Source organism: Streptomyces sp. NPDC006372, from assembly GCF_040612515.1.
GTDB lineage: Bacteria > Actinomycetota > Actinomycetes > Streptomycetales > Streptomycetaceae > Streptomyces.
Window position 1 is genome coordinate 20,171 of the sequence record NZ_JBEXQJ010000009.1, and the last position, 18,898, is coordinate 39,068.

At 69.1% G+C, this 18,898-nt stretch carries 17 protein-coding genes; 9 read left to right on the forward strand and 8 right to left on the reverse strand.

What is annotated here, in order from left to right:
- Positions 1-89: 89 nt before the first annotated feature.
- The 3 genes from ABZ016_RS16545 to ABZ016_RS16555 are packed head-to-tail and all read right to left on the reverse strand — an operon-like array spanning position 90 to position 3,042.
- Positions 90-968: a carbohydrate ABC transporter permease gene (locus ABZ016_RS16545; RefSeq protein ID WP_306961367.1), complete on the reverse strand. Its 879-nt coding sequence runs from the start codon at positions 966-968 to the stop codon at positions 90-92.
- On the reverse strand, positions 965-1,924 hold the full coding sequence (locus ABZ016_RS16550) for a sugar ABC transporter permease (RefSeq protein ID WP_356917322.1): 960 nt from the start codon (positions 1,922-1,924) through the stop codon (positions 965-967). Before ABZ016_RS16550 ends, ABZ016_RS16545 begins: the two co-directional genes overlap by 4 nt.
- Positions 1,924-3,042 (reverse strand): extracellular solute-binding protein, encoded by a 1,119-nt coding sequence (locus ABZ016_RS16555; RefSeq protein ID WP_356917323.1) that lies wholly within the window; start codon positions 3,040-3,042, stop codon positions 1,924-1,926. The genes ABZ016_RS16550 and ABZ016_RS16555 overlap by 1 nt, the downstream gene beginning before the upstream one ends.
- 740 nt (positions 3,043-3,782) lie before the next feature.
- Between ABZ016_RS16555 and ABZ016_RS16560 the strand changes: the two genes are divergently transcribed.
- Entirely contained in the window at positions 3,783-4,787 is a 1,005-nt protein-coding gene (locus ABZ016_RS16560; RefSeq protein WP_306961362.1) for a LacI family DNA-binding transcriptional regulator, read from the forward strand.
- Positions 4,788-4,840: 53 nt separating this feature from the next.
- Here the strand turns inward: ABZ016_RS16560 and ABZ016_RS16565 are convergent, their stop codons facing one another.
- The 3 genes from ABZ016_RS16565 to ABZ016_RS16575 all read right to left on the reverse strand — a co-directional run bounded on the left by ABZ016_RS16565 (position 4,841) and on the right by ABZ016_RS16575 (position 9,026).
- Positions 4,841-5,362 (reverse strand): hypothetical protein, encoded by a 522-nt coding sequence (locus ABZ016_RS16565; protein ID WP_356917324.1) that lies wholly within the window; start codon positions 5,360-5,362, stop codon positions 4,841-4,843.
- The gene (locus ABZ016_RS16570; RefSeq protein WP_356917325.1) at positions 5,359-7,446 is read right to left on the reverse strand and encodes a tyrosine-type recombinase/integrase; all 2,088 of its coding nucleotides are present in this window, start codon (positions 7,444-7,446) and stop codon (positions 5,359-5,361) included. The genes ABZ016_RS16565 and ABZ016_RS16570 overlap by 4 nt, the downstream gene beginning before the upstream one ends.
- Positions 7,447-7,853: 407 nt before the next feature.
- Entirely contained in the window at positions 7,854-9,026 is a 1,173-nt protein-coding gene (locus ABZ016_RS16575) for a site-specific integrase (RefSeq protein ID WP_356917326.1), read from the reverse strand.
- 204 nt (positions 9,027-9,230) lie between these two features.
- Here ABZ016_RS16575 and ABZ016_RS16580 point away from each other — a divergent pair, with 204 nt between their 5' ends.
- The 5 genes from ABZ016_RS16580 to dgoD are packed head-to-tail and all read left to right on the forward strand — an operon-like array spanning position 9,231 to position 14,129.
- On the forward strand, positions 9,231-10,613 hold the full coding sequence (locus ABZ016_RS16580) for an MFS transporter (protein ID WP_356917327.1): 1,383 nt from the start codon (positions 9,231-9,233) through the stop codon (positions 10,611-10,613).
- Between the two features lie 6 nt (positions 10,614-10,619).
- Positions 10,620-11,546, forward strand: coding sequence for a sugar kinase (locus ABZ016_RS16585; RefSeq protein ID WP_356917328.1), 927 nt, complete (start codon positions 10,620-10,622; stop codon positions 11,544-11,546).
- Positions 11,543-12,286 carry an IclR family transcriptional regulator gene (locus ABZ016_RS16590; protein WP_356917329.1) on the forward strand — a complete coding sequence of 248 codons (744 nt, stop codon included), beginning with the start codon at positions 11,543-11,545 and terminating at the stop codon, positions 12,284-12,286. The genes ABZ016_RS16585 and ABZ016_RS16590 overlap by 4 nt, the downstream gene beginning before the upstream one ends.
- Before the next feature lie 41 nt (positions 12,287-12,327).
- Positions 12,328-12,987, forward strand: a complete 660-nt coding sequence (locus ABZ016_RS16595; protein WP_356917330.1) for a bifunctional 4-hydroxy-2-oxoglutarate aldolase/2-dehydro-3-deoxy-phosphogluconate aldolase — start codon at positions 12,328-12,330, stop codon at positions 12,985-12,987.
- The gene (dgoD, locus tag ABZ016_RS16600; RefSeq protein ID WP_356917331.1) at positions 12,984-14,129 is read left to right on the forward strand and encodes a galactonate dehydratase; all 1,146 of its coding nucleotides are present in this window, start codon (positions 12,984-12,986) and stop codon (positions 14,127-14,129) included. Before ABZ016_RS16595 ends, dgoD begins: the two co-directional genes overlap by 4 nt.
- A gap of 68 nt (positions 14,130-14,197) precedes the next feature.
- Here dgoD and ABZ016_RS16605 read toward each other — a convergent pair whose 3' ends face one another.
- Together ABZ016_RS16605 and ABZ016_RS16610 are read right to left on the reverse strand one after the other, a co-directional pair.
- Positions 14,198-14,323, reverse strand: a complete 126-nt coding sequence (locus tag ABZ016_RS16605; RefSeq protein ID WP_356917332.1) for a hypothetical protein — start codon at positions 14,321-14,323, stop codon at positions 14,198-14,200.
- A 286-nt stretch (positions 14,324-14,609) separates the two neighbouring features.
- Positions 14,610-14,882, reverse strand: coding sequence for a heavy-metal-associated domain-containing protein (locus tag ABZ016_RS16610; RefSeq protein WP_356917333.1), 273 nt, complete (start codon positions 14,880-14,882; stop codon positions 14,610-14,612).
- 1,022 nt (positions 14,883-15,904) lie between these two features.
- Here ABZ016_RS16610 and ABZ016_RS16615 point away from each other — a divergent pair.
- From ABZ016_RS16615 to ABZ016_RS16625, 3 genes are all read left to right on the forward strand, one after another.
- Positions 15,905-16,276: a hypothetical protein gene (locus tag ABZ016_RS16615; RefSeq protein WP_356917334.1), complete on the forward strand. Its 372-nt coding sequence runs from the start codon at positions 15,905-15,907 to the stop codon at positions 16,274-16,276.
- A 137-nt stretch (positions 16,277-16,413) separates the two neighbouring features.
- Positions 16,414-17,541, forward strand: a complete 1,128-nt coding sequence (locus tag ABZ016_RS16620) for a PLP-dependent cysteine synthase family protein (RefSeq protein WP_356917335.1) — start codon at positions 16,414-16,416, stop codon at positions 17,539-17,541.
- Positions 17,538-18,839: an MFS transporter gene (locus ABZ016_RS16625; RefSeq protein WP_356917336.1), complete on the forward strand. Its 1,302-nt coding sequence runs from the start codon at positions 17,538-17,540 to the stop codon at positions 18,837-18,839. Before ABZ016_RS16620 ends, ABZ016_RS16625 begins: the two co-directional genes overlap by 4 nt.
- Positions 18,840-18,898: the final 59 nt, after the last annotated feature.

The window sequence follows — 18,898 nt, forward strand, 5'->3', positions numbered from 1 at the left end:
GGGTCTTGTTGTGGGGTGCGTGGGCTGGGTGCGCTGAGTGGCTGGGCGTAGCCCGGGTTTCTAGAACCGGCCTTACGCACATGCGTGGCTCAGGACTTGGAGCCGGACAGGGCGATGCCTTCGACGATCTGGCGTTGCGCGAACGCGAACACGAGCAGCATCGGTGCAGCCAGCAACGTCGTGGCGGCCATCAGCGCGGGCCAGTCCGAGACGTACTGGCCCTTGAACTGGTTGACCAGCAGCGGCAGCGTGAACTTATCGGAGCTGTTGAGGAAGATCAGCGGGAAGAAGAAGTTGTTCCACTGGCCGAGGAAGGTGAAGATCCCCAACGCCGTGAGAGGGGTGCGCAGCAGCGGCAGGATGATCGTCACGAACCTGCGGACCCGGCCGGCGCCGTCGAGCTGGGCGGCTTCCTCCAACTCCACGGGGATGCCTTTGATGTACTGGCGTAGCAGGAAGACGCCGAAGGCGTTGAACAGTGCGGGTGGCACGATGATTGCGGCATGGGTGTCCACCCAGCCCAGCCAGCCCATGATGATGTACAGCGGGATGATCGTGAGCTGGCCGGGGACCATCATGGTCGCGAGGAAGACCATGAACAGCGGGCGGCGGCCCCAGAAGTCGATCCGCGCGAACGCGTAGGCGGCCATCGCCGAGGTGAGCAGGGAGACCGCGGTGACCGTCAGGGCGATGTAGGTGCTGTTCCAGAACCCGCGGACAAAGTCGGCCCCGCCCAGAGCGGTGCGGTAGCCCTGCTCGTTCCAGTCCTGGGGCAAGAGCTTGGGCGGCTGCATGAAGATCTCGCCCAAGGGTTTGAACGAGGAGAACAGCATCCAGGCGAACGGCAGAGCCATACCGATGGCGCAGACGAGGAGGACCGCGTGCAGCAGCAGGTTGCGACGGGCGGGCCGGCCGGAGCCGGAGGCGGTCGTGGCCGCGTGGCTGTGGGTGTCGGAGAAAGTACTCATTCTGTGTAGTGCACCCACTTCTTCTGGGCTGCGAGCTGGCAGCCGGTGACTACGAGCAGGGCCAGGAACAGGAGGAGGGCGAGAGCCGATGCCTCCCCGAAGTTGAACTCACCGAAGGCGATCCGGACCACCTCGTAGACGATGGTGCGGGCGGAGTCCGGAGCCCTGTCGTCGAAGAAGACGTAGATGTAGTCAAACACCTGGAACGAGCCGATGATCGAGGTGATGGAGAGGAACAGGATGGTCGGGGACAGCAGCGGGATGGTGACGTGCCGCAGCTTCTGCCACTCCGAACAGCCGTCCAGCACGGCGGCTTCCAGGTACGAGCGGTCGATGCTCTGCAGCCCGGCCATGAACATGACCAGCTGGTAGCCCAGGCCCTGCCAGATCCCGACGATCGCGAAGGCCGGGATGACGAACCGGGCGTCCTGCAGCCAGTTCGGCGCGGGCAGCCCGATCTCGCGCAGTGCGTTGTTGACCGGGCTGATGTCGGGGTTGAACAGCCACAGCCAGATCGCCGCGACCGCAACCGAAGAGGTGATCACCGGGGCAAAGAACGCCAGCCGGTACACCGGGGTCAGCTTGCCGGCACGCTGCATCAGCACGGCGAAGAACAATCCCGTGAGCATCAGTCCCGGCACCTGCAACACCGTGAACCAGACGGTGTTGACCGCCGCGCGCTGGATGCGCGGGGAGGACATGACCTCCGCGAAGTTGGACAGGCCGGCGAAGGATCGAGTGCCGAACCCGTCCCAGTGGTAGAACGCCAGCACCAGGGCGAACAGCAGCGGGCCGACCATGAACACCACCAGCCCCAGCAACTGGGGCGCCAGGAACAGGTATCCCGCGGCCGTGTCCCCGCCTCGCCGACGCCGGCTCCGGCGGCTTAGGTGGACGTCCGGGTCCGCGGACGTCAGCCGCGCCCGGGCCTGGGAACCGGTGCTGCTGACGGCCATCAGGCGCCCCCGTTGATCAGCTTGACCACCTTGCCGCTGAACGAACGCGGCGTTTCGTTGCCCGCCTTGAGCATCTTGTCCACCAGCACCGGGAGCTCTTGGGCGACCTTCGCGTTGCCGGCGATCGCGCTGGGGACGGCGTAGCCCTTGGCCGCGACGTCGTTGAACAGCTTGCCGTGCGCGGGCACGTTGCCCTCGGTGACGACGTCGTCCAGTCCCTTGATCGATGGCACCGCGTTGCCGCCGTCGGACAGGCGGAACCTCTGCCCCTCGGCGTTCAGGAAGTTGCCGAGGAACTCCAGCGCCTTGGCCTGGTTCTTGGACTTGGCGTTGACCGACAGCGCCGCCGTGTTGACCGGTACCGGCATGACGTCCTTACCGGACAGGGAGGGCAAGGGGGCGATGTCGAAGCCGAACTTGGCCTTCTTGACGTTCGGCAGGATGACGCGGCTGTAAGTGAGGCAGGCCAGCTGGCCGGCGTAGAACAGCACGTCAGCGCCCTGGCCCTGCGGGAGCGCGCCGGAGTAGGTGATGTTCCCCGACTTCAACTGCTCGAACAGCCACGCCAGCGCCTCCTGGGACTTGGGGTCGGCGTCGAACACCGCCTTACCGGACTCGTCGAAGAGCGTCCCGCCGAAGGTGGACATCCAGCCGAACCAGTCGAACCAGCCGCTGCCATTGAGCACCAGACCCCTCTTCTTGGTGGCGCGGATCTTGTCGAGCAGGTCGGTCAGCGCGTCCCGGGTCCAGGTGCCCGCCTCGAACTGGGCAGCCGGGTCGGTGCTGACACCCGCCTCGGCCAGGAGGTCCTTGTTGAACCAGAACACCAGCGGACTGCAGTCCACCGGCAGCCCGTACAGCCCGGGGCTGCCGTCCGCGGGCCTGCACCACCGGTACAGCCCCTCGTGGAAGTCATCGAGCTTGACCGCGGCGTCACCACTGCCCAGGTAGTCGGTGAGGTCGAGCACCTGCTTGGTCTCGATCAGCTTGGCCATGTAGATGTCACCGACGTAGAAGGCGTCGGGAGCGGCGCCGGCCGACAGTTGCGGCAGCAGCTTGGAGAGGTAGTCACCCACGACCTGTTGGTAAGTGACCTTCACGCCCAGCTTGTCGGTCATCTTCTCGGAGAACCGACGGAACACTTCCGACTGGGGCGGCCCGTCCCAACCCGCCCACTTCAGGCCAGGCCCACTCCCCGCGGAGCCACCGCCGCATGCCGCAAGCGCGGGCGCGGCGGCCAGACCGAGACCGGCGAACATGCCCGCCTTGAGGATGTTGCGGCGGTCAACAGTAGAGGCGGCAACCGCCTCCTTGATCACATTCCTGCTTCTGAACACAGTCGTCCCTTCCGCTGACGGTACGTCGCCGTAGAGCAGCCCTTGATCGTTTCGCCGCGTCACGGCGCCTGGTCGAGCTTGTGGGCGCAGGTTCGCGGGCCCTCGGTGTCATCGATATAACTTCTGTGTTACCGATAAAACGGGGACCGTAGGGGCGTTTGCCGCAGCAAGTCAAGAGGTCTGCATGCCCGTGATGGCAGCCGGCGGAGTGCCGCCCGCGCTGGGGCGTCATCGAGAGGGGTCCGGCATGCCCGCTGACCCATTACTCGTTTTGCACCAGTTCACGGGGTTCTTTGCGGCGCGAGGCATACCCGTTCATGCCCGGAGGCCGCTCGACGACAGCTCGCCGCGACCCTGGGGCCTGATCGGCTCGGCGATACGGGCGGGCGGATCGAACATCCTTGACCGTGGCGCTTCCAGCCCACCAGAATGGACGGATGGGTTTTACCGATCAACCATCGGTTCCGCCGCGCGGCCGCAGGCCAGCCGCTGAGGGAACGTCCGGGTCGCCAAGGCCGACCATGGCCATGGTGGCGGCGCGGGTGGGAGTCTCCAAGCAGACCGTTCACTACGCCTTGAACTCCCCGGACCGTCTCAGCCCAACGACCTTGCGGCGGGTCCTCAAAGCGGTCGACGAGTTGGGTTACCGACCCAACCAGGCCGCGCGTTCACTGCGCACGCAGTCTCCGCGAGCCGTGGGCTTTCGGCTGTTGCCGACCACCGAAGGTCAGTCGGGCGGGGTATGGGCGAGCTATCTCTACGAACTCTCGGTAGCGGCACACCGAGCCGACCACGCGGTCTACTGCCACCCCGCCGCCACCGACGAGGAAGAGATCCAGGTCATCCAGGAGATCTTCAGCACGAACACCGTCGACTGCTTCGTGATCACTTCCACCCAGGACCACGACCCTCGTATCACCTTCCTGCGCGAACGCGGCATTCCCTTCGTCTCCTTCGGGCGCCCCTGGGGTCATCCCATGTCGGACACGTGGTGGGTCGACGTCGACGGCGCCGCCGGTATGGAGCAGGCCGTGGACCATCTCGCCGAACGCGGTCACCGGCGCATTGCCTACTTGGGCTGGGACGGGCCCAGCGGGTTCGGGGACGACCGGGAGTCGGGCTGGCGCCGCGCCATGCGTGCACACGGCTTCTCGACCCGTGATCTCGCGGCCAGCGGGCCCGACGAAATCAGCACGGGCCGGGAACTCGCCGGCCGACTCCTCGACAGGAAGACGCCGCCGACAGGATTCGTGTGCGTCAGCGACACCATCGCGATCGGTGCGCTTCGAGCGTGCCGGGAGCGAGGACTGGCCGCCGGCCGTGACGTCGGCGTCGTGGGATTCGACGACAGCGTCGGCGCACACTTTGTCGACCCGGGATTGACCAGCCTCGCCCAGCCACTGGAACTGGTCGCACGACACACCATGCGCCTCCTCCTCGACCGGCTCAAGGACCCAGACGCCAAGGCCGAACAGGTCCTGCTCCGGCCAACCCTCGTGGTCCGGGAAAGCACCGTGCCCCTATGAGTCCCCAGCCAGGCTTCGCTGCAGTGCGCTGCCGTCTCAACGCGCGCGGACGGTCATTCGCGCTGGTTCAAGGCTCTCGTCAGCTGGCGGTTGGCCTCGCGGGCGGCCTTGAGTTCGGCCTCTCGCTCCTCCAGGGCGGTGGTCAAGTCGGCGGTGCCCTGTTCAAGCTTGGTGATCGTCTGCTGGAGTTCCTCGGTGCAGGCCGGGCTGCCCAGACCCGACTCGTGCCACGGCTGGTTCCCGAGGTGCCGGGAGAGGAGCGTCTCCAATTGCTGGACCCTTGCGGATAGACGGGCAGCGCGGGCATTGGCATTGGCCAGGTCCGCCTGCAGCGATGCCCCGGTGGCGGTCCCTGGTTCTGGCATCTCACCGGCCGACCGAAGACCGGCCGCGTGGAGGAGCTCCAAAAGGTCGCGGTGGCGGTAGAGGAAGGTGCGGTCGACCTGTGCTGCACGGGCGATGGCCGATGCGGTCAGCGGTGTGCCGTGGCGCGCGGCGGTCGTGATGGCTTCCTGGACGCGGCTGCGGCGCCGTTCGGTGCCAGCCTCGCGGCCGTTGCTCATCGCAGAGGTCACTTCGGCATCCTTGTCGGGCGGACGTCGGGAACGGGCTGGCGCACACGGGGCATGCCGAGCGTGACGGTGCGGCTGCGGCGGACGAGGGTGACGGCCTGCTCGATCTGGGCGCGGTCCTCGGGGGTGAGGTCTTCGAGGTCGGTCTGGACGCGTTCGATCAGGCGGCGCACCCGGCGGATCTCTTCCTGTGAGGGCATGGCCTGGGTCCGGGCCCAGTCGTCGGCTTCGAACGCGGACATCAGACGTTCGCGGCTGCGGAGCAGATCGGCGAGGTGGGCCTGGAGGTCGGGGAGGTAGGAGACGTCGGTGGAGAAGTGCTCGCAACCCAGGCAGCGGAAGCGGAGCGGGCAGGCGTGGCCGCCGGCCGCGACGTTGGAGGGCTCACGGCACCCGCCGTAGGGGACGGCAACCTCGCCGATCGCGCGGCGGACGTGTTCGGAGTCGAGCAGGCTCTTCGCGGTGCGCCAGACCCGGTTGCCGTGCCGGTCGAACTGCAGGGCGGTGACCCGGTCGACGGCTTCGCGTCGGCGTTCCTCGCCGACGCGGTAGTAGCCCATGGTGGTGTGGACCAGCCGGTGGTCCATCAGCTCCTTGAGGACGTCGACGGGGACGCCGGCGTCGGCGTGCCGCTGGGCATAGCAGTGGCGGTAGGCGTAGGGGAAGATGCGGGTCTTGTCGAACGGCACCAGCCGCGGGATGCGGGTGTTCCCGTCGGCGACGACGACGGGCACGAGGAGGTCGGGCAGGGAGTTCACCCAGGCCCGGTGGTGGGTGGAGATGTCCACGAGAGGTTTGGTGCCCTCCGGGTTGGTCTTGGGGCGCGGCAGGAGCCGCAGGCGGGTTTGGTCGGCGGTGGGGAAGCGTTCGCGGACGCGCTGCTGCTGGCGGCGGATGGTCGCGGCGGTCTCGGCTCCGATCGGCAGGCGTCGGCCAAGCCGGTATGCCTTGTGGTTGTCGTAGACCAGGACATCGGAGCCGTCCGGATCCTGCTCCAGGCAGTTGAGGGCGAGGGTGTTGATCTCGTCGGGGCGCCGTCCGGTGTCGATGAGCAGCTCGGTGGCGACTCGGACCTCGACGCTGCTCATGGCCTCCAGCTCGTCGAGGTGGGCGCACAGCTGGCGTAGCACCTCGTCCGGGAGGTCACGGCCAGCCTCAGTGTCCTCGGGCTCGTCGGGCATGTCTTCCGGCGAGATTGCGAAGTCGGCCGGCATCCCCTCCAGCAGTTGCCCGGGCGCGGTGAGGCCGAGGGTACGGAAGCGGAGCAGGACCCGGCGGACGAACCGGGTGAAGGCCAGGCGCCGGGCCGGGCTGATCTGCCCGGTCGAGGTGAAGTAGCCCATGCGGTTGGTGAAGGCCACGATGTCGCTGCGCCCCCATGCCGCAGGGACCGTGCCGCGGTCCGGACGCTGTACCCGAAGGCTCTCCGAGAGCATGCCCACGGCCGCGATGATCGCGCGAGCGTGCTGGACGGCGTTCTTGTTCCGGCGCCGGGGCAGGTCGTCGTACACCCAGACCTTCATTGCCTCCCGCAGCGGCTCCTGCAGCACGGGCGCGAACGAGATGTGGCCGCTGTAGCCGAAGACCGCCATGTCCCAGACGTCCTTGACGCGTTCGGCCTCTGGCGTCATGTTCAGCAGCCGCAGAGCCCGCTGCCATGCCCTGATCATCGTGACCTGTTCGCGGCTGTGCCCGTGAGCCGCCGGGTCCGTCACCTCCTTCAGCTGCTGCACTTGGTGGGCGCGCAGCCGGTCATAAAGCGGACGCAGGCACTCGGGCCGGGACTTGAAGCCTTCCCGGGTGCGGACCGACAGCCCGTAGAGGAGTTCGGCGACGAGCCGGTCCGGCATGCCGCGCAGGCTGACCTCGCGGGTGGTGCAGATGGCCTTGTCTGTCTGGCGCCAGTGCGCCTCGTCGAACCCAGGTACAGTCCGGGCCCGGTACAGGCGCTTCAGGTGTGCCTTGCAGTACGGGTCCTTCCCGCTGACGCCCTCCAGGTAGCACGCGGCCACCGCGCACGGCCCGAATCCGGTATGCCCGACGACGCTCGGGTGGGCGAGGAACTCCTCCCAGCCCAACACCTTCATAGCAGTGGCGGATCGCTGATTCTGGTGGAGGAGACAGAGCCTGCCGGCAACGGTGAGGCGCGGCCGCTCGCAGCCCTCAACCACGCAGGGGCTCTGACCGACGCCGCGGCTCATTTCCTTCGGCACGAGCAGGAACTCGTCAAGCGGGAGGCTGGAATTGCGCCACCGTTCCATACAGCCTCCACACATCGGCCGCGTCAGAACGGTGATCGCCAAGGGGCACCCCGGCACGGGGCAGTCCGGCAGGCCGATGACCGGATGCTGCCGCGGCCACGTGATCACCCGCCGATCCCAGTCCCACCCCAGCAGAACCAGGAAGTCCTCATCCAGGGCGCGGAGGATCTCCCCGAGCCGCTCATCACCCGTCGACGTCTCGCTGGCGGACGGAGCTGTGGCGTGCACGGCCGTCACCGTCCCGCCTCCGGCCCGCCCAACCCGCGCGGTGACGGCACCCGATCGACCGCAGCCCGCACTCGCTTTGGATCTGGGAACAGGTACGGCGCCTGCGAGTCGAGGCCCTTCTGCCCGAGCACCGCCTGCACCTCATCCGGGGTGCCTCCGGCATCAGCGACGTTCGACGCGAACGCCCGGCGCGCCATGTGCGCGCCCACCCTCCTGCCCAGCCCCGCCCGGTCGCTGAGCCGTTCCAGCAGCTCCCCGATCGCCTCCGGCGATACCGGCTCTCCCAGCGGTGCCCGGAACAGGTTCACCAGCAGGAAGTCACTCCCACCCGTCCCCAGCAGCCGGTACCGCTCCTCGTAGTAGAGGTCGAACGCGGAGACCACAAGGAAGTCCAGCGGCGCCACCCACGCATGCCGCGACTTCGACCAGGCCCCGTTCCCGTTCTCCCGCCGCCGCACATGCACATGGGCGCCCGGGTAATCGCAGCCCAGCGCACGGGAGTCCGGCAGCAGATGGACATCGCTACGCCGCAGACCCGCCACCTGGCCGCGGCGCAGCCCGACCCTGCCGACCAGCACGACGACAAGCCGGTCCCGCGCGCTCCGGCAGGCGGCGAACATAGCCACCAGCTCAGCGTCCTCCGCCCGGTCCACCTGCGTCTCCGGCTCACGAAGCGAGTGCACCGGACGCAACCGGTAGAACAGGCTGCCGTCCTCGCCTTGGGCTTCCGCCGGGAGGTCCCGGCTGTCGGCGAGCTCGTAGATCTGCCCGAGCACCGACCTCGGTGCCTCCCGGACCGACACCGCGTACGACAGCAGGCCTCGCACCGCGATGAGCACCCGGTTGATGCGGCGCTCACCCCGCACCGGGACGGCACCCGGCCCCGACCGCACCACTGGCACCACCCCGTCCCGGGGCGCCGGGGTGTACTTCAGCCAGATCATGAACAGACCCAGGTCGCGCCCTGCCGCCGTCCACTCCCGACGCGTCGACCGGCACCACCGCAGGTAGAGCGCGACACCGCCGGCGTACGCCTTCGTCGTCAGCTCTGCCCGGTCCCGACCGAACCGCAGATTCCGAAGCCATTGATCAGCAACTGCGACGACCTCCAAGTCGTCGTCGAGGACCGTCCAGTACTTCTGCCCGGACGGCATCACCACGGGAAACGCCCGCACCATCAACTCCTGCCACGAGTCGTACAACAACCCGCCGCAGAGCCACACCCCCCGAGAACGAGTCCCAGGAGATCAACGAACCCACCTCACCCCACGTCACACCACAGCGAACTCACCCCGAGAGAAAGGCAGTGTGCGTATTGCTCAGCGCCCGGTTAACTGCGGCGAAACGCCGTGGCAGGACACCTGCCGTGCAAAGGAGCACGCATGCCGGACAACCCTGTGGCCGAGACAGCCGGCCACGATCCGCAGCGCGGGTCACGGCGCCGAAACGCCATGGCAGCCGTGGTGGGCTCCGTCCTGGAGTGGTACGACTTCTTCCTGTTCAGCACCTCCGCGGCCCTGGTGTTCAACAAGATCTACTTCGCGGGTGAGTCCGAGTTCGCCGCCACTCTCGCCTCGTTCGCCACCTTCGCTGTCGGTTTCGCCGCGCGTCCCGTCGGCGGGCTGATCCTGGCCCACTTCGGCGACCGTTGGGGACGTAAACCGGTGCTGATGGTGACGCTGCTGATGATGGGCTTCGGCACCCTGGCCATCGGCGTGCTGCCGACCTACGCACAGATAGGCGTGTGGGCCCCGGCGCTGCTCGTCGTCTGCCGGATCCTGCAGGGACTGGGCGTCGGCGCCGAACTCGGCGGCGCCTATGTGTGGACCACCGAGAGTGCCAAGCCGGGTAACCGCGGCCTCTACGCCTCGCTGCCCGGCGCCGGTGAGTTCCTGGGCGTACTGTGCGCGTCCGGATCCATGGCAGTCGTCTCCTCGCTGCCCCAGGAGGAGTTCCTCAGCTGGGGATGGCGGTTGCCCTACCTTGCCTCGGTGCTCGTGGTGATCGGCGGCGTCGTCCTGCGGTACACGTCCGAGGAGAGCGAGACCTTCAAGGACGCCGTGGCCGAGGGCAAGACGGAGAAGGCCCCGCTGGCGAAGGCGGTCCGCCACCACGGCCGGCGGATCCTGCTCATGATCGGCGCCGGCTGCGCCACCGCCATCGCCTCGTACTCCATCCAGGGCTACCTGCCCGCCTACACCACCCAGGAACTCGGGCTGCCGGACAACGTGGCCGTCATCGCCATCACCGTCGCCTCCGCCGTGTCCATCTTCGGCATACCGGTCTGCGGCTGGCTGTGCGACCGGATCGGCCGGCGCCCGCTGATGATCGCCGGCGGTCTGGCCATCGCCGTGTTCGCCGGACCGTTCTGGCTCCTGGTGGGCACGAAGTCCACACCACTGATCGTGATGGCCGTGGTCCTCGGGTTCGCCGTCATGCTCAATTCGATGATCTTCGGCCCGGCGGGCTCGTTCTTCTCCGAGCTGCTGCCCACGGAGGTCCGCTACACCGGCCTGGTCCTGGCCCGCGAAACCACCGCCGTGCTCTTCTCCGGCACGGCGCCGTTCATCGCCACCCTGCTGGTCCACGCGGGCGGCGGAAGCCCATGGCTGCTGGCCGGATACATGGCCCTGTCGGGAATTGTCACCGCCGTGTCGGTCCTGCTGCTTCCGGAGACCGCGCCCCGCGCCCTGCGCCGGAAACAGCTCAGGAGCGGCGCCGGGGACGGCCGCGCACCGGCCGACATCGAGTACACGGAGGTGTGAGAAGAAGTGCCGGAACCAGAAGTGCTGTGCCTCGGTGAGGCGATGGTCCTGGTGGCCCCCGCGCCGGGCGAGCGTCTCGCCACCGCACGCGGTGCGGCCCTCGGGGTCGCAGGAGCCGAGTCGACGGTCGCGCAGTACCTCTCCGACCTCGGCCATCGCACCGCGTGGGCGAGCCGAGTGGGCGCCGACCCACTGGGGGAGCGGGTGCTGGCCGAGATCGCGCGCTCAGGCGTCGACGTCGGCCACGTCGAGCGGGACCGCTCGGCACCGACCGGTGTGTACTTCAAGGACCCCAGCCCGGAGGGCACCCGGGTGCACTACTACCGGACCGGCTCGGCCGCCTCCAGGATGACCGCTGCCTCTCTCGACCGCCTCCCGCTGTCCACGGCGCGCCTGGTGCATCTGTCCGGGGTCACACCCGCCCTGTCAGACGGTTGTGCCGGGATGTCCACAGCCTTGTTCGAACGTGCGCGTGCGGCCGGGGTGAGCTGCTCGTTCGACGTCAACTATCGCGCCGCGCTGTGGAGTACGCGGCAAGCCGCCGGGCCGCTGCTCGCCCTGGCCCGCCAGGCTGACGTCGTCTTCGTCGGCCTGGACGAGGCCCAGCACGTCTGGGGAGCGGAGACCGGGGAGCAGGTTCGGGAGCTGGTAGGGCCCGGGGTGTGTGTCGTGGTGAAAAACGCGGACGTCGGCGCCACGCACTTCCCGGCCGGGGGCGGCCCGGGCGTCTTCGTCCCCGCGAGCCCGGTCGAGGTGGTCGAACCCGTCGGTGCGGGGGACGCCTTCGCGGCGGGTTACCTCTCCGCCTGGCTGCGCGGCGCCGGGCCGGCCGACCGGCTGGGGCTCGGCCACCGGCTGGCCGCATTCGCCCTGGGTTCGGTCGGGGACCACGCGGACGCCACCGCCCTGCGTGCGGCGGAGGCCGCCCGATGAGCCAGACCGTGGAACGCGCCATCCGCGTCCTGGAGTTGATCAGCGAGAGCCCGCAGCATCCGACGGACGTCGCCGCAAGCCTGGGAGTCCACCGGACCACGGCGCTGCGGCTGTTGCAGGACCTGTGCCAGGGCGGACTCGCCCGCAAGCGGGAGGACGGCTCGTTCACCGTCGGCTACCGGCTCGCCGGTCTGGCCCAATCCGCACTCGAACAGTTCGACCTGCGGACCATCGCCCACTCGCACCTGCTGGAGCTGGGACGCAAGCTCCGCCTCACCGTACACATCGCCACCGTCGAGGACGGCCGCGTCTTCTACGTCGACAAGGTCGATCCACAGGGTGGGGTGCGGCTGTACTCACAGATCGGCAAGCCAGTCGTGCTGCACACATCCGGCGTCGGCAAGGTGCTCCTGGCCTATATGCCCGAGGAGGAGCGCGCCCAGGTCCTGGACGGCTACTCCTACGAGCGGTTCACCGACGCGACGGTGACGACCGCCGGCGACTTCGCCGCCCAGCTGCACGAGATCCGGGGGCGTGGCTGGGCGGCGGACGACGGAGAGTACGAGCCCTTCATCAACTGCGTCGCCGTCCCGGTCCGGGACGGCACGGGTGCTGTGCGCACCGCTCTGTCCGTCACGGCGCTCAAAGCGCAGATGGACCTCGCCCGGCTGCGAGAACTGCTGCCGACGATCCGGACCACAGCGCAGACCATCTCCCGAGCACTTGGCTGGACCCAATGACGACGGACCCCATGACGCCGGACCCAATGACGACTGACCCAATGACGACTGACCCAGTGGTGACGACCCACATGACCGCATACGACCGGCTGTTCCAGGAGGCGTTCGACGCCCTCCCCCTCATGGCGATCCTGCGCGGCTTCGACCAGCAACGCACCGTGGAGGTGAGCCGGCGCGCCTGGCAAGTCGGCATCCGGCTCGTCGAAGTGCCGATCCAGAGCGATGCCGCGCTAGCGGCGCTGAGGGCGGCGGTGGCAGCCGGTGAGGAATGCGGCGCCGCGGTGGGCGCCGGCACGGTGACCACCCTCGACCGCGTGCGGCAAGCCGTGGCGGCCGGGGCACGTTTCACCGTCGCCCCCGGGTTTTCCCGCGAGGTCGCGGAGGCTTCGCTCGACGCGGGCCTGCCGCATCTGCCGGGCGTGGCGACCGCCACCGAGATCCAGCAGGCCCAAGCACTCGGCCTGACCTGGCTCAAAGCCTTCCCCGCCACCGACCTCGGGTCCGGCTGGATCACCTCGATGGCCGGCCCGTTCCCCGAGGCTCGCTTCGTGGCGACCGGAGGCATGGGCCTGCACAACACCTTGGAGTTCCTTGACGCCGGAGCCGCCGCCGTCTCGCTCGGCTCGGCCCTGGCCGACCCCGCCCAGTTCGAGCGTCTCCCCGAGCTGGTAGAGGACCTCAACCGAAAGGCACCACGATGAAGATCACGGCACTGGAGACGTTCTCCGTCGCACCACGCTGGCTGTTCCTGGCCATCCGCACGGACGAGGGAATCACGGGCTGGGGCGAGCCGGTGATCGAAGGCCGCTCGGCCACCGTCGCGGCCGCCGTCGAGGAGCTCTCCGACTACCTCATCGGCCAGGACCCGTACCGGATCGAGGACCACTGGCAGGTGCTCACCAAAGGCGGCTTCTACCGCGGTGGCCCGATCCTGTCCAGCGCGGTGGCCGGAATCGACCAGGCACTGTGGGACATCAAGGGCAAGGCCCTCGGCGTGCCCGTCCACGAGTTGCTCGGCGGCGCGGTGCGCGACCGTATGCGGACGTACTCCTGGATCGCCGGCGACGAGCCGGACCGGGTCGCCGAGCATGCCCTCGAGCGCATGGAGCAGGGCTTCAACGCGGTCAAGATGAACGGCACCGGCCGAGTTCGCACCCTGGAGTCCAAGGCCGAACTCGACAGGCTGGTGGGCCGCGTCGCCGCCGTGCGGGAGGCCATCGGCGATGCGGCCGACATCGCCATCGACCTCCACGGGCGTGCTTCCCCGGCCCTGGCTCGCGAGGCCTGCCGTCTGCTGGAGCCGCTGCACCCGCTCTTCGTCGAAGAGCCGGTCGTGCCCGAGCTGACCGGAGACATCGCGCGCATCTGCAACTCGACGGTCGTTCCGATCGCCACCGGCGAACGGCTCTACTCACGCTGGGACTTCCGCGAGGTTCTCGGATCCGGCATCGCCGTCGCCCAACCCGACCTGTCACACGCGGGTGGCATCTCGGAGGTGCGCAGAATCGCCGCGATGGCCGAGGCGCACGGCGTCGCGCTCGCCCCGCACTGCCCGCTCGGGCCGATCGCCTTCGCCGCCTCCCTGCAGATCGACTTCGCCACCCCCAACGCCCTCATACAGGAGACGAGCCTCGGCATCCACTACAACGCCGGCAACGACCTGCTGGACTACCTCGTCGACACCAGCGTCTTCGACTTCACCGACAGCCACATCGCCCGACCGACCGGCCCCGGCCTGGGCATTGAGATCGACGAAGACGCCGTACGCACGGCCGCCGAGGCAGGTCAGCGGTGGCGCAACCCGGTATGGCGCCAGGCCGACGGCTCCTTGGCCGAGTGGTAGGAGCGAGACGACGTGCCCGTCGGCGGCGGGGCCGGGGTGCGCAGGTCGGACAGCAGGCCCGGCGCCCTTCACGCGGCCTTGGCCAGGGCGGACCGGTCCTTGCTGGGCGTGTGCCGGTCGGGTGCTGCCAGTCCGGCCACGGTTCCCTGTCCGTCGTGGCGCGGCCACAGGAGCAGGGCGCCGATCGCTCCCACCCCGGCCAGGACCGCGAGGAGGGACCAGGCGAGGGTGAAGAAGCCTGCGTTCGTGCCGAGCCATCCCGCGACGGGGTAGGTGATCAGCCCGGCCAGGTGCGACAGGGAGAACGGGCGGCGAATGCCTCGGGGATCGCGTTCCGTCCGCGGAGGCGCGCAGGACCTTGCCGGTCGGTGTGCCGCACCGGGCTGGACTCCGTCGTGAATATACCTCCTGGGGGTATTTCGGGTTGACGTGCGGGGCGGGGGTCGCGAAGTAGGTGCGACCCCCGTCCGGGCGCGTGGGTCAGGCGGTGACGCGTCCGGCGAAGTCGTAGCCGGCCTCGTCGACGGTCTTGGCGATCAGGGTGTCGAGCGCCTGGTCGGGCTCGGTGGCGGTGGTCACGGTGACCAGGCCGGTGCCGATCTCGACGTCGACCGCGGTGATCTCGTCCAGGCCACCCACGGCCTTGGCGACGACGCCCTGGCAGTGGGCGCTGCCGATGCCCTGGACCTTGTAGGTCGTCTTGATCTCCGTGCTGGTGTGGCAACTTCCGTCAGGGGTGCAGCAGTTCGACATGGGACTCTCCACAGCTAGGGATCTGATACCCCCGGGGGGTATCTGGTGGAACGGCTCCATGTATACCCCCCGCCCGTATCCAGCGCAAGGTTCGATCGTGCTGGACTTGATACCCCTCAGGGGTACTGCGAGATGCGTCGGCCGCCTCTGGCGGCGGCCCGGCTGCGACTTTCGGCCCCGCCCACGGTGCCGGTCGTTCCTGTATGCGGCGGCCGGAGCAGGTCGTCTGAGTACGAGCCGCGGCAAACAAGCCATTCATCTGACGAGTTGGCCCGGTGTTCCGGCATCGGTGGTCGATCACTTCCGACGAGCCGCTACGATCACGGCATGATTACGGCTCGGTCGCCCTGGCGCATCGTCAGGACCCGCTCTGGTGCGGGTCCGCTGCTGCGCGTGCTGGCCTCGGTCGTGGTCCTGTTCGGCGTCCTCGTGACGCACGGCGTGCACGTGGGAAGCGTCAAGGGACACCTCTCCACCAGCGCAACGGTCCTCACCGCGCCGTCGGACGGCGGCGTCCGCCATGCAGGCGCCGAGCCTGCGGCGCTGTCCGTCACGGGCACCGACGACGACCATGGGGACCATGGGCCGTCACATCCTGGCGAGCACTGCGTATCCGGACAGCCTCCGCAGACTTCTGCCCTGGTGTCGCCCTGCCTTGCCACGTCGGTTCGTGAATCGACCCGTCCCTACGATGCCTCAACCCTTCGAGGGCCAGTCGCTGGTGGTCCCATGAACGGTGAGTCCTCCGTGGCTCTCAGAGCAGCTTCCGTGGTGCGGCAGGTCTAGAGGCACGCAGTCCCTCCAACCGGCCTGCCGGATGTCACCGGTTCGGCCCGTACCGCGCGACGAGCGTCCTGTCCCGTGCTCATGATGGGTCGTCACGCTCGTCGAAGCCGTCCTGCCCCCACCCATGTCTGCGCCTCACTCCGGGCTTGCCGGAGACGTGGCAGCAGCGCGGAGGACCTGTGTCGACCCATTCCCGTACGCTCGCGCACGCCCTACGGGCCCTTTGCGGCTCATCGATGTCCCGCCGATTCGTCTCGGCGATCCGCGGCGCCCTCGTGACGGCGCTCGTGCTCTGCGCCGTCGTGCACTGCGTGTCCGAGGAGACGCACGAGCCGGTGTCCGTGCCTGTTGCATCGGTGGTGACGGCAGCGGACAAGGACCCGCATGGCCCCCACGCTCCCCACGGGGGCGAGCAGTGTGCGGCGGACGTGATCGTGCGCACCGCGGCCCAGCCGACTGAGGAACTTGCCCTCGGCGCGATGGCCGTCGTACTCCTTGCCGTGTCCGTGGTGGTCGCAAGGCCCCTCGTACGGCGTGAACGCCGTAGACGTCGCAGCGCACGCACCGGCCGCGTGGCGCTCGCTCGTACGTCGCGGTGGCGGATCTAGACCACTCGCTCGCAGCCGACCGGCTTCACGGCTGCCGCGTGCCCATGGACCGAGCGCGGACGTGTGGTCCGCCTCCTGTCCAGGACGCGCGAGATGAACCGCACAGGTATTCATCGAGCGAGAGTGAACACACAGACATGCAGTCATTGACCAAGGCCGCGACCCCCTCCGGCCAGTCCGCCCTGTCCGGTCTGGTCGGGGACACCCCGCTGCTGCGGGTGTCGGAGCCGCTGGCCCCCACCGGGCGTGGCTTCTGGGCGAAGCTCGAAGGCTTCAACCCCGGCGGAATCAAGGACCGTCCGGGGCTGCACATGGTGGAGCGGGCCCGTGCCCGTGGCGACCTGCGGCCCGGCGGGCGGATCATCGAGTCCACGAGCGGGACCCTGGGACTGGGGCTGGCTCTGGCCGGGATGGTGTACGGCCATCCGGTCACCCTGGTCACCGATCCGGGGCTGGAGTTGTCCATGACCCGGCTGCTGACCGCCTACGGCGCCCAGGTCAACGTCGTCTCCGAGCCACACCCCACCGGCGGCTGGCAGCAGGCCCGCCGCGACCGCGTCCAGCGGCTGCTGGAGCAGCACCCCGGCTCCTGGTGCCCGGACCAGTACAACAACCCCGACAACGTCGCCGCCTACACACCGCTGGCTCTCGAACTCGCCTCCGCGATGGGCCACATCGACGTGCTGGTGTGCAGTGTCGGCACCGGCGGCCACTCGGCCGGCGTCTCCCGCGTTCTGCGTCAGCTCTACCCCGAGGTGACCGTCGTCGGCGTGGACACCATCGGCTCCACGATCTTCGGCCAGCCCGCCCGGCCCCGCCTGATGCGCGGCCTCGGCTCCAGCATCTACCCGCGCAACGTCGCCTACGAGAACTTCTCCGAGGTGCACTGGGTCGCCCCGCACGAGGCCGTGTGGACCTGCCGTCAACTGGCCGCCTCCCACTACGCCACCGGTGGCTGGAGTGTCGGCGCGGTCGCGCTGGTGGCCGGCTGGCTGGCCCGGACGATGCCGGCGGACGCACGGATCGTCTCGATCTTCCCCGACGGTCCGCAGCGATACCTGGGGACGGTCTACGACGACGACTACTGCGCCGCCCACGGCCTGCTGGAGTCGCCACCGGCACCCGAACCGGAGCTGCTCGGTCGCCTGGACGAGAAGGAGGTCACCCGATGGACCCGGTGCCCCACCGTCGTCGATCCCCTCACGCTGCAACGCGCTCAGGGCGCATCGGAACTCGCGTCCGACGCTTCGGAGGAGGACCGGTGAAGGGGCTGCTCACCCAGGTCCGATCGTACGAGGGCAGCGTCCAGCTGTTGATGGTCAACCAGTTCACCATCAACCTCGGCTTCTACATGCTGATGCCCTACCTGGCCGCCCACCTCTCCGGAACGCTCGGGCTGGCCGGCTGGATCGTCGGACTCGTCCTCGGCGTACGGAACTTCAGCCAGCAGGGCATGTTCCTGGTCGGGGGCACACTCGCCGACCGGCTCGGCTACAAGCCGCTGATCGTCGCCGGATGCGTGCTGCGCACTCTCGGCTTCGCGACGCTCGGACTGGTCGATTCCCTGCCGGCCCTGCTGGCAGCGTCCGCGGCCACCGGGCTGGCCGGGGCGCTGTTCAACCCGGCCGTACGGGCGTATCTCGCGGCCGACGCGGGGGAGCGCAGGGTCGAGGCGTTCGCCCTGTTCAACGTGTTCTACCAGGCGGGCATCCTGCTCGGCCCCCTGGCCGGCATGGTGCTGACCGGCGTGGACTTCCGCATCACCTGCCTGGTCTCCGCCGGGATCTTCGCACTGCTGAGCGTCGTGCAGATCCGTGCGCTGCCCGCCAGGAGGGCACAAGACGCCGAGCGGAAGGAAGCTCACACCGACCAGGGTGTGCTCGCACAGTGGCGCGGCATCCTCGCCAACCGGCCGTTCCTGCTCTTCTCCCTCGCCATGATCGGTTCGTACGTCCTGTCCTTCCAGGTCTACCTGGCGCTGCCGCTGGAGGTACGCCGGCTCGGCGGTGACGGGGAGTTCGGCACGGCGGCGGTGGCGATGCTCTTCGCCGTCTCCGGGCTGACCACGATCCTCGGTCAGACGCGAGTGACGGCGTGGTGCAAAGCGCGGTACGAGCCAGGGCAGGCACTGGTGCGCGGACTGGCAGCGATGGGGCTGGCCTTCGTGCCCCTGCTGCTCGCCACCGCCGTTCCGGTACCGGAGTCCGGGATCGGGCTGTGGCTGCTCGCGGCGGTTCCGCCGACGCTCGCGGCGCTGCTGCTGGCGATCGGCACGATGATCGCCTACCCGTTCGAGATGGACACCATCGTCCGCCTCTCCGGTGACCGCCTCGTCGCCACCCACTACGGGCTGTACAACACGATCTGCGGCATCGGTATCACCGTCGGAAACCTCGGCACGGGCGCCGCGCTCGACGCCGCCCGCGCAGCCGGGTTGCCCGCGCTGCCGTGGATCACGCTGTGTGTGCTCGGCCTGGTCTGCGCGGCCGCCCTGTACGGCCTGTACCGCACCGGCCGACTGGCGGCGCCGCCGACCTCCGAGCCGCTCCCGGCGACCGTCTGACCCACCGGCCCTCCGGCCCAGGGGCGGGGCACCACGCGGTGCCCCGCCCTCGACGGGCA